The following is a 15,411-nucleotide window of genomic DNA, read 5'->3' as shown; positions in this document are numbered from 1 at the left end:
CTAGTCCAGCGTCAGGTTCAGCTCATCTTCGGCACCGAAACCCGCACCGTTGACATCAGTCTCGATGTCTTCGTCGCTGTTGTCGATAAGCTGCAGGTAAGCGGGGTAAATAATGGTGTCCATGATGTGCTCGCGGGTCGGCAGATCCACGAATGCATTGTTTAGCGCATTCGAGGTCAGTTCGAACAGCTCGCTGTAGCCGTAACCGAAGTTCTCCACCAACTCCATGCACTCCCGGGTCATGGAAGTCGCACCAATCAGACGGTTATCCGTGTTGACCGTGCAGGCGAAACTCATATCGTCGAGAAGCGAGAACGGGTGATCCGCAACGCTGTCACAAACACCAGTCTGAACGTTGGACGTCGGGCAGATTTCCAGCGGAATCTGGCGGTCACGAATAGCGGAGGCAACCTCCTGGCATTCGATGCCCTCGAGGGAAGCACCGAAGTCCTCGTAGATGCGCACGCCGTGACCCAGGCGGCGAGCACCTTGCACGACAGCATCCTGCAACGAATCGACACCGGCGTCTTCACCTGCGTGAATGGTGACCGGAATGAGGTTTTCCCGCAGCATGGTGAATGCTTCGGCATGGTTAGCCGGCGGGAAGCCATTCTCCGGCCCAGCGATGTCAAAACCGACAACGTACCCGTCGGAGTTCTTCCCGTAGTTGTCGATCACCAGCTGTGCGACTTCCTTGGAATTGTCATTCTGGCGCATCGCACAGACCAGCAGACGTGCGGTGATGTGCTTTCCCTCAGCGGCGGCATGGGCTTCACCCTGCGCCAGGCCTTCGACCAGTGCGTCGATGACAGCCTGCATATCCAGGCCCTTTTCCAAATGGTTTTCCGGAGCCAGGCGCAGCTCAGCGTAGACGACGTTGTCGGCGGCCAGATCCTCGACGGCCTCACGCGCCACGCGCGTCAGCGACTCAGCGGTCTGCATGACGGCGCAGGTGTGCGCGAAGGCGGTTAGGTAGCTCGGCAACGAGCCAGAGTTGCCGGTGTCAATGAACCACTTCTCCAGTTCATCCACGTCGGTGGTGGGCAACTGATCGGTGTAACCGCAGTCCGCGGCCAGGTCGATAACGGTCTGCGGGCGCAGGCCGCCATCGAGGTGATCGTGAAGCAGTACCTTGGGCAGGCTGGCGACAACCTTGCGCATCTCATCGAGATTCGATGCCGAAGACTGTGTGTCCAGAGACTGAGCATCACTGTGCAAAGAATTAGTCATAATGGCCAGACTATCGGTATTGTGCCCTCCGCTTCTACTTCACTGCCGGTGAATCGTAATTCTGCTTTGTACAAAGGCTTCCGCTCCCCCGTTTTCCCCCATCCACACACGACGAATACGTCATTTCGGGTGACGTTTTACTACCCTTATCTCATCATGTTTCCCTCTCGCCGCTTCTCATCTGCCGTTACGCTGCTAGCTACCAGCGCTCTGCTTCTGCCGAGCACCGCCCCCGCAGCCATGGCGCAGAGCACCTCGCTTACCGACGACGCCCCGATTGTCGGTCCCGCACCTGATATCCGTGACACGGAGGGCTGCCCCTACAAGACCTTTCCACCAGCACCAGTGGATTCCTCTGAGGTTCCGGCTCCCGGCGAAACATCTCCCGCTCCACTTCCGGTTCCTCAAAAGCCGGCTGGAGGTAGCAAGATGTCCGCCTGCGGCATTGTCAGCGGTGAGGGGTTTGACGTTCCGAAGGACCTCTCCGCCTCTGCATGGACGGTGTTCGATTTGAAATCCGGCGATGTCCTTGCGGCGAAGGACCCGCACGGCCGCTACCGTCCGGCATCGATTATTAAGGTGCTGCTGGCGATGGAGGCAATCGAGAATTTGAAGCTCGACACCCCAGTCAAGGCGACCTTCGAGGACGCGAACATGGAGGGCTCTCGTGTCGGCATCGTCGAGGACGTGAACTACTCGGTAGAAACGCTCCTGACTGGTCTGTTGCTTAACTCCGGCAACGACACCGGCCACGCCTTGGCTCGCGAACTTGGTGGCATGGATAAGACCACAGAGAAGGTCAATGCCCTGGCAAAGAAGTTGGGGGCGACGGATACGCGAGTGGTCAACCCGACTGGTCTCGATGCTCCGGGACAGATGACGTCGGCATACGACATGTCACTGTTCTTCCAGCACGCATTCAACAATGAGACCTATCGCAAGCTCTCGGCCACCCGCCTGGCCACCATCCCCGGAGACAAGGCTCTCGAGGTCGATGACTTCGAAATCGCCAACGACAATCAGCTGATTGCCCAGGACTACCCCGGCGCCCTTGGAGGCAAGACTGGTTTTACCGACGATGCCCGTCACACCTTCGCTGGGGTGGCTGAGCGCGATGGCCGTCGTCTCGGCGTCATCGTTCTCGACGTCACTGTGGAGGATTCACCGCGCCCCTGGGAGCAGGCGGCATCGCTTCTCGACGCCGGCTTCGCGGCACCGCAGGACAGCTCTGTCGGTGTCCTCGAAGCGGAAGCGACTGAGGATAAGTTGGTAGAAAAATTGCCCGATATCCTGGACAACGAGTCAACAGGAACCGGGCTAAAAATTACTGTCAGCGCTGCCATCGTAGGTGTCATCGCATTGATTGCGATGGTCACCTACCGCTTCGGCAGACGCGATCGCGGCTAATTATTTCGAACCGAGCAGGCGGTTCAATCCGGACGGGTTGGCCGCTTCCGCACGGACGTTAATGACAGCAGGAGCAGGTGCATCCAGCTCCTCGTCGGCAAGCGCTTCTTCGGTCGTCGCCGTCCAGGCGGTGGCGTACATAGTGATGCGCCAGATGAGGTAGAAAACGACCATCAAACCGATGACCGGACCGAAAACTGCACCGGCCGGGTTCGACAGGGCGTTGGAGAAGAAAACGCTACCGAGCTGCTTGACAACCTCAAGGCCAATCGCACCGATAATCGCACCCTTTGCCGCAGAGCGGAACGGGGCGCCCCCGCGCGGCAGGAAAGCGAGCATCCAGAAGAACAGCAGCCAGTTGGCAACGAGACCAATGGCGATGGCAATCAATCCCGCAATAATTGTGATTCCCGGGACATGAGCCAGACCAATCTTGTCCAGCAGGGACTGGGTCAGTCCGGAAGAGCCGGCTGCGGTGACAGCGAAGGTCAGCAGGATCATAACCAGCATGCCCAGCAGACGCAGCAGGTCGCGAACCTTTCCCACCACGAAGTTGCTAGCGCCCAGCGGGCGCTTCCACAGCTGTGTCACTGCGTTGGAGAGGTTGCCCATCCAACCAAGACCCGACCACAGGGTGGCAATGAAACCGACGGTGAAGACGCCACCTGCCTGATCGATCGCACCTTCGATAATTGCGTTGATGGTGTCGCCCATCGACCCATCGATGGAGTCGGTGATAGCGGACTGGATTTGCTCAAGCAGCTGCTCATTGCCACGCAACACAAGCGCGAGGATGGCAAATGCCGTCATGATTAGGGGGAAAATCGACAGCACGGAGAAGTACGTGACAGCGGCGGCAAAAAAGTTACCGCCCTGCTCGGAGTAGCGCTCCTGCATCCGCATAACGTGATCGAACCACGCCCACTTTTCGCGGAGGCGGTCGATTGCGCTCGGTTCATCGGCGTGTACACGCTCGATGCCATAGCGGTCCGTTCTCTTCGGATCTTTTTGAGTAGAGGTTGCCATGTCCCCTACCTTAACGTGCCAGCTTTCGGTACGGAGACTGAAGCGCAGAGTCTACAGCTGAATTACCGGTTGGCGGCCTTCAGGAACCCGACTCGCTCGTACACATCTGCAAGTGTCTTGGCGGCAACTTCACGAGCGCGGTCAGCGCCTTCGGCCAGAATCCGCTCCAACTCACCGCGATCAGCCATGAGCTCCTCATAGCGTGCACGCAGTGGCGTGGTGAATGCCTCCAGCGCATCTGCGGTATCGGCCTTCAGCTGGCCGTAGCCAGCGCCTTCGTAGCCGGCAACGAGCTCGTCGACAGGCTTGTCGGTCAACGCCGACTGAATGACCAGCAGGTTGGAAACACCCGGCTTGTTCTCACGGTCGAAGCGAATCTCTCCGTCATTGTCGGTAACGGCTGAGCGAATGCGCTTGGCGGAGACCTTTGGGTCGTCCAAGAGGTTAATAATGCCCTTCGGATTTGCACCCGACTTGCTCATCTTCGATGTCGGATCCTGCAAGTCGTAAATCTTCGCGGAGCCTTCCATGATGTGTGGATCCGGCACCACGAAGGTCTTCTTGTAGCGGGAGTTGAAACGCTGCGCCAGGTTACGCGTCAGTTCGAGGTGCTGGCGCTGATCCTCCCCCACCGGCACCAGCTGTGGGCGGTAGAGCAAGATGTCGGCAGCCATCAGCATGGGGTACGCGAACAAACCAGCGGAGGTATGTTCCGCGCCCTGACGAGAGGACTTGTCCTTGAACTGCGTCATACGGCTGGCTTCACCAAAGCCAGTCAAGCAGGTCAACACCCATCCGAGCTCCGCGTGCTCGGGCACATGCGACTGCACGAAGAGCACCGACTTCTCCGGATCAATACCGAGTGCAATCAGCTGTGCGGCACCTGCGATAGTGCGCTGACGCAGCTCCTTCGGATTCTGCTCGACAGTGATGGCGTGCAGGTCTGGAATGAAGTAGTAAGCGTCGAAGTCATCCTGCAGATTAATCCAGTTCTTCAATGCACCCAGGTAGTTGCCCAGGTGGTAGGAATCTGCGGTCGGCTGAATGCCGGACAGAACGCGCTGCTTACGAGCACTCGGTGCAGGATTAGTTGCCTCAGGACCCTTGCTTTCACTCATAGCCAATAAGTCTAGCGCGAGGCCCGCAGTTGAGAGTCGACGACGTACCCGTTTCGACAACACCACGGGCTTTGCAGGAAACCGACTGCCAAAAGCTAGCCCCGACGCCCCTCGTCCCCCTGCTCCACAAGCATTCGATCGGATAGCAATTTGACGGTGCGCGCCGCAGCGGCTGGCGATTCCTCGGGGTACAGTGCGCGCACCAACGTGATCGCTGGGCGAATGCCGTGCTCAGAGAGAACACGGCGAACACGCTCACGCTCCCCCTGGGTCAACTCGAGCGGGGCTACGGGTGGCCTGCGGGTGTAGGACACGACCATCACGGCTCCCAGCAGAACAATGAGTCCGAGGGAAATCCACAGTGGCCACGCGTAGGCAAAAGACAGCACGATAAACGCAACAATGACACCGGAAGTCACGACCACTGGGACATTGACAGCAGTGCCAGGGTCGTTCTGCAGACTCCGTGCGATGGCTTCCAAATCGGCCATCTGGTGCCGCTTGTTATCGCTCTCGCCGTTTTTCACTGGGGATGTCCTCTCCTTTCCTGGTCCGCACCGAGCTCGCTTCAAGTCCCGCGCAGATTCGCGCTTGGGTTTTACAGCGGCTGAAGTCCCATCAGTCCTTCTTCAAATCTTAGGCGCTCGCGTCCCAAGTGCCGAACTAACCCACAGGTATTATTGGACTAATTCAATTCTCTTATCCGTCAGGAGTCCCATGCTCGCTGCCATTGCGGTTGCCGTCTTCATCCTGCTGGTCCCAGGCGCAGTTCTCGGTTGGGCCAGTGGGCTACGTCCCACGCTCGCGTTGGCATCTGCCGGCCCATTAATGCTGGGTGTGACCGGTTTTTCCGCATGGTTGTCTCACGCGCTCGGGCTGGATTACACCTGGCTCTTCGTGGCCGGCATGTGGGCATGGTTCTGTGCTATTGGCTATCTGGTGCGCAGATTCGTCCCCCGAGCAACGCCCGAAGACGGCTTCGATTCCGGCGTTGTCACCGCGATGATTGTCGTCGGAGTTACGGTAGTCGGCTCGATGCGCGCCATGCTCGTGCTTAACGACGTCCCTGGCGGCCCCGGCGCTATCCGCGAAGCCTGGGACATGCTCTGGCATACCAACTTCCTCCGGTTCATTGACGAACATGCAATAGCCTCGCCCACCGCGGCCGGTGACCTGATGAATCAGGAGACCGGGGCCGAAATGTTCTACCCCACCGGCTGGCATGCCATGGCGGGGCTGCTGCCCGGCTCGGTCTTCCTCGATTCCAACGTGTTTGCGTTCTTGGCCCCGGCGCTGCTTCTTCCCGCAGCAACTGCGGTGCTAGCCCGCACCGCAGTTGGTCCTAAGTGGGCGGCCTATGCCGGTCCCGCAGCTGCCGTCGCGACGCTGATGCTTCCGGAGATTTGGGTGGCTCTTTGGCGCACATCCTCCATGCCGTATCTGCTCGCGGTGGCCGCTTTGCCGATTGCTGCGGCTTTGACCATGCGGGGCTATATTGTCCCCGCTGCGCTTGCCCTGGTCGGCACGTTTATCACCCACCCGGCCGGCGCAATTGCTGCCGTGCTCTTTGTTGGCTTGTGGTTGATTACCCAACCGAGTGTCAGTGGCCTAGTTCGCACGCTAATTATCGGAGCGCTCGCCCTGGTGATGACTCTCCCGGCGGCTTTGTCCGCGAGTGGGCAAGGCGAATCCGTTGCGGGCTTTACCGGCCAAATTGAGATTTCCCGCTCCGAATCACTGTGGCGAACTCTGATTGGGTTTTCCCGCTATGCTGACGAGCCCATCTTTTCCCGGACTGTTCTGGTTCTTGTGCTCATCGGCCTGGTGGTGGCGCTTGTCTCTCGCCTGCCAGACAGCCCATGGGCTCCGTGGCCGGCACTGGTTTTCGGGCTGCTCTTTGTGGTGTCCGATAGTGCGCAGTCCCGTTGGTCTGAGCCGTTCGGCACCTATCTGAAGTTTATTGGCACTTTCTTCTACGACATGCCGTACCGCATGCAGGCGGTTATGGGAATTCTGCGCGCAGTGCTGGTCGGCTACGCAGTCGCGGCTGCCGTTGTCGGGATTGTGGCTGCGGCGCAGTGGATCGTCGCAAAGCGAGATCAGCCGACCAAGTCGTGGAATCCTGCGCTGGCGATGGGGCTCGTAGCGGCACTGGCGATTGTGCCTGCGACCTGGGCGAGTGGGCCTGCTCAGCGCGAGGCAATTCGCCAGAGTTTCGGAAGCACGTTTGTGACCGCTGCGGACATGGAAGCTATTGATTGGCTGTCCGCACAGCCGCATGCGTTTGAGGGGCATATTCTCAATGACCGTCGTGACGGTTCTGCGTGGATGTATGCCATCGCCGGACTGCCGACCCTGTTCCGCCATTTCTCCTTCTCCGACAAAACTGCCGAGGCGAGCAACAAGCTGCCGATAAACGTTGACCTGCTGGGCTCACATCCAGAGTTCGATGCCATGGCGAAGAAATTGGGAGTGCACTACATCATTAGTTCCCCGCCGGGTGTGAACACGGATGGCACGGAGGCGCTGTCGATGCGTTCCTGGGCATGGCACGCGCCGGGGCTCACGCCTGTGTATCACGACAGTTCGGTGATGATTTTCGCGGTCAACAAGATGTTTTCACCTGAAGAGTTGCACGCTGTTGTCAACAGTTCCCCACACCGCCCGGCGCGCCCCAATCCGCTGTGGATGCCTCCGCGCCAGCCAATCGTCCCCTCCCCCGACGAGGCTGTCGATCCGCTCGCCGGCGCGCGCATCACCGTCGACTCTCGCCGCGAGGCCATCGAGGCTATCAACGCCGACCTGCCTCGCGCGCTGCGTTTGAGTGGGGATACTTCCGCTCACATCGACAGCATCGTGCAACGCGCCAGCGACAAGCTCCGTCAGCGCGGCGCAATCGTTGGCGCGCATTCGCTTGCCGACGACACGGCGAGCGCAGCCACCGTAATCGTCGGTCGCTCATCAGAGGGCCAGACTCTTTCTGGGGATAACATCGGCGATCGTGGCTTTTCGGTATCCGCTGTGGTGAAGTCTCTCGAACCTGAGGACGATGCTCCTGCCGATTGGCAGTTGGCGGCGGGTGTGCGCGACGGAATGGTGTACCGAGGTTTCAATCCGCACAGCAGTTACAGCACAAACGGGGTGCCAACCGAGTTTCGCACCGGCCTGGCGCCGGCAGTGGCGGTGAACCAGAGTTCGCGGCCACATGCGCCGACAATTGCGCTATCGCTGGGAGCGGTGGGCGCTGAAAAACTCACCCGCGATTTGGCCGACCCCGCTATGCAGGACAAATGGGCCGACGCCATCGTTGACGGCATCGCCTCGATGTTGCGGCAGAACCGGCATCTCGTAACTGCTCCCGAGCCTGAGATAATCCCAGAGTTCGCTGACGTCGGAGCACACTAGTCCACTCGGGGTTAGGCGTATGCCGGGTTTAGGCGTACTCCACGATCACCGGCGCGTGGTCCGTCCAGCGAAGGTCGTAGGCGGCAGGCTTATCCACTACCGAGCTGACGGCACGCTTGAGCATTGGTTCGGTTACCGCCTGGTAGTCGATGCGCCAGCCGGCATCGGTATCGAACGCCTTACCGCGGTAGGTCCACCAGGACCAGGGGCCGTCGGCCTCTGGGTGCAGACGGCGAGTGACATCAAACCACACCGGATCTGCATTGAGCTTCGGGGCCTCCCACACAGAACCATCGGAGAAGGCACCGGATTCCAGCTCCTTTTCGCTGGCCTGAACCTGCGAATCCTGGGGAACCTCATCGGGCCAGCAGCCGAAGACCGAGTCCATCCAGGCACGCTCCTGCGGTAGGAAACCGCTCTTGCGGCGGTTGGTCTTCCAGTTCTTCAAATCCTGTTCGCGGTGGCAGATGTTCCAGTCGCCGCCGATGACTGCGTGGTGACCGTCGCGCCCCTTGGCACCCAGTTCCGCCAGGTAGTCGGAGAAGGCATCGAGGAAGCGGTACTTCTCATCCTGCTTCTCGCTCAGGGCAGCACCAGAGGGCAGGTAGAGGCTGGCAATCTGGACATCCACATCCAGGCCGGTGTCCGCTGCCGGGGCAATACCACTGATAAACCGACCGGATTCTTCGAACTCCTCGGAGCCGATGCCCACCTGGACGTCGTTAAGCGGAAAGCGCGAGAGAATGCCCACGCCGGCGCGCCCCTTTGCACCCAGGTTTTCAGCGCCGACCCAATGCCATCCGGCATCAAAAGCGGGCGCGAGGGCCTTGCGTGCCTGGTCGTCGGTGGCGCGGACTTCCTGCAACAAAACGACATCGGAACTGGTGTGCTTCAACCACTCCAGCAATCCCAGGTTGGTTTCGCTGCGCTCCTTGACGGCGGCGCGGATGCCGTTGACATTGATTGTCGCGATTGTAAGGCTCATGCCCTCATACGTTACCTATGCGTGCACTACGCCTTGAAGACCCCTAGCGCAGTTCGATGCGCTCAGCCTTCTTCGCCTGTGAGCGGCGGTAAAGAACAATGGTCGGCAGAGCGATGAAGATAGCCAACATCGCCAACGTCGCGCCGCCCAAAGCCGGTGCGCGGTAGCCATAACCGGACGCAATGACCCAACCACCGAGCGCCGCTCCAAAGGCGTTGGCCATGTTCAATGCGGCCTGGTTGAGAGCTGCCGCCAGCGTCTGTGCGCGACCGGCGACATCCATCAGACGGGTCTGCAGATTTGGCACCAATACCGATCCCAGCAGACCGATAAGGAGGAAGTTGATCGTGCCCAGCACAGCATTCTGTGAGGTGAAGTAGAAGACGCTGAGCATGATTACCATCAGCACCAGCGCAACCATGATGCCCCACTCCCCGATGCGGTCGGAGAGCCAGCCACCGATGTAAGTACCGACAACCATGCCGATGCCGTAGGCCATCAGCACAATCCAGATGTGGTTTTCGCTCATGCCCGCTTCGCGAGTCATAGTCCAGGTGATGTAGGTGTAAACCGCGAACATGCCGCCGAAACCAACGGTGCCGATTGCGACGGTCAGCAGCACCTGCGGTGTCACCAGAGCCGAGAGCTCATCCATCGGACGTGTCTTCGGCATGCGGTTCATATGCGGCACGGCGAACCACAGCGAAACAAATGCAATCAGCCCGATGACCGCGACAAACGCGAAGGCGCTGCGCCAACCGTAAATCTGTCCCAGCACCTGCGCGGCCGGCACACCAATCACAGTCGCCACCGACAACCCCACGCCCGACAGAGCCACCATCTTGCCGCGCTGTCCCGGCTTAGCCAGGGAGGCAGCCACCAGCGCCGCCACCGAGAAATACGCGCCGTGCGGCAGACCGGCGATGAAGCGCGAGACCATGACCGCTTCGAAAGAGCCCAGTGTGCCTGCCCAAACCGTGGCACCATTGCCGATGGTAAATGCCGCCATCAGCAGCAGGAGCATGCGCCTGCGCGGAATCGAGCCGGTCAGCACGGTAATTAGGGGTGCGCCCACGACAACACCGAGTGCGTACATCGAAATCATGCGCCCTGCGGCATCCTCATCACGTCCGAAGGCATCAGCGATGTAAGGCAGCAGGCCCATGGCCACAAACTCGGTAACGCCGATGCCGAATGCACCGACCGACAGAGCCACAATCACCAAGATTCGGCGTAGATCAGAGATGTCGTCCTGCACCGGAACAGGACGGCGATGCGAGCTAAACGCTCCCGCACGACGCGCACGCGGTTTGTGGTCGTCGTTGTGGGTTGTTACTTCGCTTGACGACGTCATTGCGACCGTCTCCTTTTCTCTTCTTACGCCAGTTGGTGGACTCTCAGTTCCCCTCGACTTTCGACCCAAGACGGGCTCGCAAAACCGTGAGGGGAGCCGCAAGGGAAAAATGAGACTCTACTCCGCAACACAAAAATTTCGCTATTTAATCCGCCTGTTCCCCGGGTATTTGTGCGCGGAATAACATCTGCGGCCATTAGTGGAAGTCGCTCACTCAAGTTCTTCCCAATGCATTTTGTAATCGGCATTGTTTGCCGAGGACTACGAATTCCCTTCGAGCGTGACGGACTTCCTACCATCGAGCGCTCCGGGTCTTCGATGCTGCCGTACTAGCTACCGGGTAAATTGTTTTAAAAGATATTTCGAACTGCAATACCGATAGGATCTTGATTCACTATGGGCGACCGCTATAACCTCTACGAGTCTCTGACGCTGGATAGCGAAGCCAGCACCGAAGAGCTCCATGCAAATCTTTCTAATCAACTCTCCGAACTGCGAGATGCTGGCGTCTCGGAGTACTCCGGCGAGTTCCAGGAGAAGCTCACTGCGCTGCAAGTGCTTGGCGATGAGGGACGTCGTCGCGAATACGACGCTTTGCTGGCCGATGAGAACGCCACCATCACCATTGCGACGCTGCGCGGGCTGGCAAATCGCCCGGCACCCACTGCGCAGGAATCCTCGTTCCAGACGCAAACCCAACAAGCACAGTGGTCCGCCCCAACTCAAACCAGTCCTGCGACAGTAACCACCACGGTGACCACGGATGTACCACCGCTGCCTGCAAACGCCACACTGCAGAACATGTGGCAGCGCATGCCACTCATCCCCCGAATCACTACCGGCTTGGTCGGTTTTTCAACTCTGATTGGCATCATCGCAGTTCTGTACGCAATCACGCTCGGCATCCAGGGCGCCAACGATCTCGGCAGCCTAGAGTCATCGTTGGGTGATTCTTGGGATGACATCGGCTACATTATGGGCGCTGCAGCCGCCCTCGTTCTTGTTCCAGTCCTCTTACTGATGGGAATGATGCTTGTCACCTTGACCGCATACTGGATTCACTCCATCCTCCGCGGTGAAGACTCGACGGCACCAATCTTTTTCTGCGTCACCGTGGCACCACTGGCGTTGGCTATGACCATCATCCCCCTCCTGTTCTTGAGCTCCTGGGTGGATGTAGTCCTCTTCCTCGCAGGTGCCATGCTGATCGCGGCTTGCGTTCTTATGTTCCTCAAGGACATGCGCGCATGGTTCCGCGGCCAGAAACTGGTCAGGACTACCCAGTCGGCCCCGGGGCAGGGCTATGCTCCGCAGTACCCACAGTCTCAGAACACTCAGGGCTACCAGTTCGGCCAGAACAATCCTCCGAACAATACACAGAACTAAATAGGCTGCCCTGAACAACCGCGCCGGCGTGCACGACACCCCAGCGCGGTTTTTCGTATTTGAAGGGTTTGAGCGCGGGGGCCGTCGTAAAGCGAAAAATGGAATGAAAAGCGGCGAATAAGCGACAAATAATTGCGCATTTCGTGACTTACCTCACATAATTGCGTTATTCATATCACTATCACTGTTTTTGCGCTATGCCCCGACACAACCCAAGATTCAAAACTGGGTTATCGTGGAACAAAACAGATAGGAGACATGAATTATGGCGACAATTATTTGGACCCGTACTGACGAAGCCCCTCTGCTGGCGAGCTACTCGCTGAAGCCAATCGTGGAGGCATTTGCAAGCCAGGCTGGTGTCAATGTTGAAACCCGCGACATCTCCCTCGCAGGCCGCATTCTGGCTCAGTTCCCGGAGCGTCTTTCGGACGAACAGAAGGTAGAGGATGCGCTGGCAGCCCTGGGCAAGCTGGTCAAGGAGCCGGACGCCAACATCATCAAGCTGCCGAATATCTCTGCATCCGTCCCGCAGATTAAGCGCGCTGTCGCAGAGCTGCAGGAAAAGGGCTATGACATTCCGAAGTACAAGTCGCAGCCGGAAGGCGACGAGGAGACCGCCGACCGCGCCAAGTTCGACAAGGTCAAGGGCTCTGCCGTTAACCCGGTACTGCGTGAGGGCAACTCCGACCGCCGCGCTCCGGAGCCGGTGAAGAACTACGCCCGCAAGCACCCGCACCGCATGGGCGCTTGGTCTGCAGACTCCAAGACCAACGTCGCCACCATGGCCTCCAACGACTTCCGCCACAACGAGAAGTCCGTTGTCATGCCGGAAGACGACAAGCTGACCTACCAGCTCGAGGCTAACGACGGCCAGATCATCACCCTGAAGAAGGACATGCCGGTCCTCAAGGGCGAGATTATTGACGGCACGGGCATGAACGTCCACATCCTGGACAACTTCCTGCGCGCTCAGATTCGTCGCGCACAGCGCGAGAACATCCTGTTCTCCGTCCACTTGAAGGCCACCATGATGAAGGTCTCCGACCCGCTGATCTTCGGCGAGGTTGTCAAGGCCTTCCTGCCATCTGTTTTCCCGAAGTTCGAGTCCAAGCTGGCTGCCGCCAACCTGACTCCGGACAACGGCCTGGGCGCCATGCTCGATGGTCTACACAAGCTTGACGACGCTACTGCGGCGGCCGTCAAGTCCGCTATCGAGAAGGACCTGAAGGAAGGTCCGGCCCTTTACATGGTCAACTCCGATAAGGGCATCACCAACCTCCACGTTCCGTCTGACGTCATCGTTGACGCTTCCATGCCGGCCCTGATCCGCAACGGCGGCAAGGGCTGGGGTCCGGATGGTGAGGAGCGCGACACCCTCGCAGTCATCCCGGACTCCTCCTACGCAGGCGTCTACCAGGCTGTTATCGAGGACTGCCGCGCCAATGGCGCTTTCGACCCGGCCACCATGGGCTCTGTCCCGAACGTCGGCCTGATGGCTCAGAAGGCTGAGGAGTACGGCTCCCACGACAAGACTTTCCAGATTCCGGTTGACGGTGTCCTGCAGGTCATCAACTCCGCTGGCGAGGTTCTGATTGAGCACCACGTCGCCGAGGGTGACATCTGGCGCTCCTGCCAGACCAAGGACGCCCCAATCCGCGACTGGGTGAAGCTGGCCGTTAACCGCGCTCGTATCACTGGCGACCCTGCAGTGTTCTGGCTGGACCCGCAGCGTGCGCACGACAACAACCTGATCAGCAAGGTCAACGAGTACCTGGCAGACCACGACACCGAGGGTCTGGATATCCGCATCATGGATCCGGTGTCCGCTACCAAGTTCTCCCTCGAGCGCATCCGCCGCGGCGAGAACACCATTTCCGTAACCGGTAACGTTCTGCGTGACTACCTCACCGACCTGTTCCCGATCATGGAGCTGGGCACCTCCGCCAAGATGCTGTCGGTCGTGCCGCTGATGGCCGGGGGCGGCCTGTTCGAGACCGGCGCAGGCGGTTCCGCACCGAAGCACGTCCAGCAGGTTCAGGAAGAAAACCACCTGCGCTGGGACTCCCTGGGTGAGTTCCTGGCACTGGCCGAGTCCCTGCGCTACGCCGCTGAGCATGACGACGACCCACGTCCGCGCGTCCTGGCTGAGGCCCTGGATAAGGCAACCGCTACCCTGCTCGACGAGGGCAAGTCGCCGTCCCGCAAGGCTGGCGAAATCGACAACCGCGGCTCCCACTTCTACCTGGCTCTCTACTGGGCACAGGAGCTGGCCAAGCAGGACGAGAACTCCGAGCTGAAGGAAGCTTTCGCCCCGGTTGCTAAGGCTCTCACGGAGAAGGAAGAGTCCATCGCCAAGACCCTGATTGATGCTCAGGGTTCCCCAGCTGATCTGGGTGGCTACTTCCTGCCGGACGATGAGAAGACCTCCGCAGTTATGCGTCCGTCCGCTGAGTTCAACGAGATCATCGACGGCCTGAAGAAGTAGGACTAGCTGCTTGCTCCTGGCTGGCCTAGTTGGCCCAGGCTGGCCTAGGCCGACCGCCGGTTTCGGGCGATAGCCCCTCGCTCATGTTGCATTTGATGCACATGGCGCGAGGGGCTTTTTCTATGCCCTGACTTCCTTAACGGTCTTGACAGTATCCAGTGCTTTTCGGCGCTTTACGGTACCCTTCACCCATACTCAGTCCCCTGTTTGGCTCACCTCGACACTCGGCACCGCAGTGCCTCACCCCATGAGTTACTGACTACCTTTATGACACTTTTGTCCAAAAAATTGCCTGGTAGGGTCAGGCGGTCATTGCATCATGGATAACACCAGAGATTACCTCCCGGGGAGTTAACCCGTCGAGCACTACCCGTGGCCGGTTATTCAGCAATGCTTCCGCCTCGGCGACCTCTTGGTCGGTGACATCGGTAAAGTTGGTGCCTTTGGGGAAATAAAACCGGATATCCCGGTTCATCCGCTCATTGCTACCTCGCTGCCACGGCGAATGCGGATCGGCGAAAAACACCTGGATATTCTCCGCGACAGAAAACTCGGTGTGTTTGGCAAACTCCACTCCCTGATCCCAGGTCAACGTCGAAATCGTGGTGTCCATCGACTCTTTGAGCCGACGAATCATCCGTACCATCACCTCATTGACACTGGCGGCAGTATGGTCAGTGCCGAGTCTGCCGAGCAGCACAAACCTGCTGCGGCGTTCCACCAACGTCGCTAAAGCACTGGTGCCATCTGCGCCAATAATCAAATCGCCTTCCCAATGACCGGGTACCGCACGATCATTGGCTTCGGCTGGGCGAAGTGAAATATTGGCATCATGAGTCCAGCGTTTTCCACGTGGCTTGGGCACCCCGGCTAAAAGCGAGCGGGGTTTACGCCCTGGCCGGGTAGTCCGGCAGGACTTTTCAAACACAAGTTCTTTGCGCAAGCTGCCTGCCCCTTGTACGTAAAGGGCCTGGTAAATCGACTCGTGGCTAATAGTCATGGACGTATTATC

Annotated in this window: 11 protein-coding genes; 4 read left to right on the top strand and 7 right to left on the bottom strand. The window is 59.1% G+C overall.

The features are described from left to right. Positions 1-1,230: an adenosine deaminase gene (locus tag ADB08_RS06640; RefSeq protein ID WP_016422148.1), complete on the bottom strand. Its 1,230-nt coding sequence runs from the start codon at positions 1,228-1,230 to the stop codon at positions 1-3. Between the two features lie 156 nt (positions 1,231-1,386). On the opposite strand from ADB08_RS06640, the gene ADB08_RS06635 reads away from it, so the two are divergent. Continuing rightward, entirely contained in the window at positions 1,387-2,637 is a 1,251-nt protein-coding gene (locus ADB08_RS06635) for a D-alanyl-D-alanine carboxypeptidase family protein (protein ID WP_193394157.1), read from the top strand. Here ADB08_RS06635 and ADB08_RS06630 read toward each other — a convergent pair whose 3' ends face one another. From ADB08_RS06630 to ADB08_RS06620, 3 genes are all read right to left on the bottom strand, one after another. Next, positions 2,638-3,663 carry a YhjD/YihY/BrkB family envelope integrity protein gene (locus tag ADB08_RS06630; protein WP_016422146.1) on the bottom strand — a complete coding sequence of 342 codons (1,026 nt, stop codon included), beginning with the start codon at positions 3,661-3,663 and terminating at the stop codon, positions 2,638-2,640. Positions 3,664-3,725: 62 nt separating this feature from the next. Then, on the bottom strand, positions 3,726-4,781 hold the full coding sequence (trpS, locus tag ADB08_RS06625) for a tryptophan--tRNA ligase (RefSeq protein ID WP_049171954.1): 1,056 nt from the start codon (positions 4,779-4,781) through the stop codon (positions 3,726-3,728). Positions 4,782-4,876: 95 nt separating this feature from the next. Further along, complete coding sequence (locus tag ADB08_RS06620) at positions 4,877-5,308, bottom strand: hypothetical protein (RefSeq protein ID WP_016422144.1); 432 nt, start codon at positions 5,306-5,308, stop codon at positions 4,877-4,879. 190 nt (positions 5,309-5,498) lie between these two features. Here ADB08_RS06620 and ADB08_RS06615 point away from each other — a divergent pair, with 190 nt between their 5' ends. Continuing rightward, positions 5,499-8,186, top strand: a complete 2,688-nt coding sequence (locus ADB08_RS06615) for a DUF6541 family protein (protein WP_049171952.1) — start codon at positions 5,499-5,501, stop codon at positions 8,184-8,186. Between the two features lie 28 nt (positions 8,187-8,214). On the opposite strand, the gene ADB08_RS06610 is transcribed toward ADB08_RS06615, so the two are convergent. Then, positions 8,215-9,171 carry an exodeoxyribonuclease III gene (locus ADB08_RS06610; RefSeq protein WP_049171950.1) on the bottom strand — a complete coding sequence of 319 codons (957 nt, stop codon included), beginning with the start codon at positions 9,169-9,171 and terminating at the stop codon, positions 8,215-8,217. A 43-nt stretch (positions 9,172-9,214) separates the two neighbouring features. Continuing rightward, positions 9,215-10,525, bottom strand: a complete 1,311-nt coding sequence (locus ADB08_RS06605; RefSeq protein WP_016422141.1) for an MFS transporter — start codon at positions 10,523-10,525, stop codon at positions 9,215-9,217. Between the two features lie 396 nt (positions 10,526-10,921). Here ADB08_RS06605 and ADB08_RS06600 point away from each other — a divergent pair, with 396 nt between their 5' ends. Next, positions 10,922-11,911, top strand: coding sequence for a hypothetical protein (locus tag ADB08_RS06600; protein ID WP_049171948.1), 990 nt, complete (start codon positions 10,922-10,924; stop codon positions 11,909-11,911). Between the two features lie 265 nt (positions 11,912-12,176). Further along, positions 12,177-14,399 carry an NADP-dependent isocitrate dehydrogenase gene (locus ADB08_RS06595; protein WP_048731557.1) on the top strand — a complete coding sequence of 741 codons (2,223 nt, stop codon included), beginning with the start codon at positions 12,177-12,179 and terminating at the stop codon, positions 14,397-14,399. A gap of 301 nt (positions 14,400-14,700) precedes the next feature. Here ADB08_RS06595 and ADB08_RS06590 read toward each other — a convergent pair. Further along, positions 14,701-15,411, bottom strand: a 711-nt coding sequence (locus tag ADB08_RS06590; RefSeq protein ID WP_049170654.1) for an IS30 family transposase, incomplete at its 5' end; no start/stop codon positions are given.

The organism is Corynebacterium sp. 239_CJEI (assembly GCF_001055995.1).
Lineage (GTDB): Bacteria > Actinomycetota > Actinomycetes > Mycobacteriales > Mycobacteriaceae > Corynebacterium > Corynebacterium jeikeium_D.
This window is presented reverse-complemented; position numbering and strand designations above follow the sequence as displayed.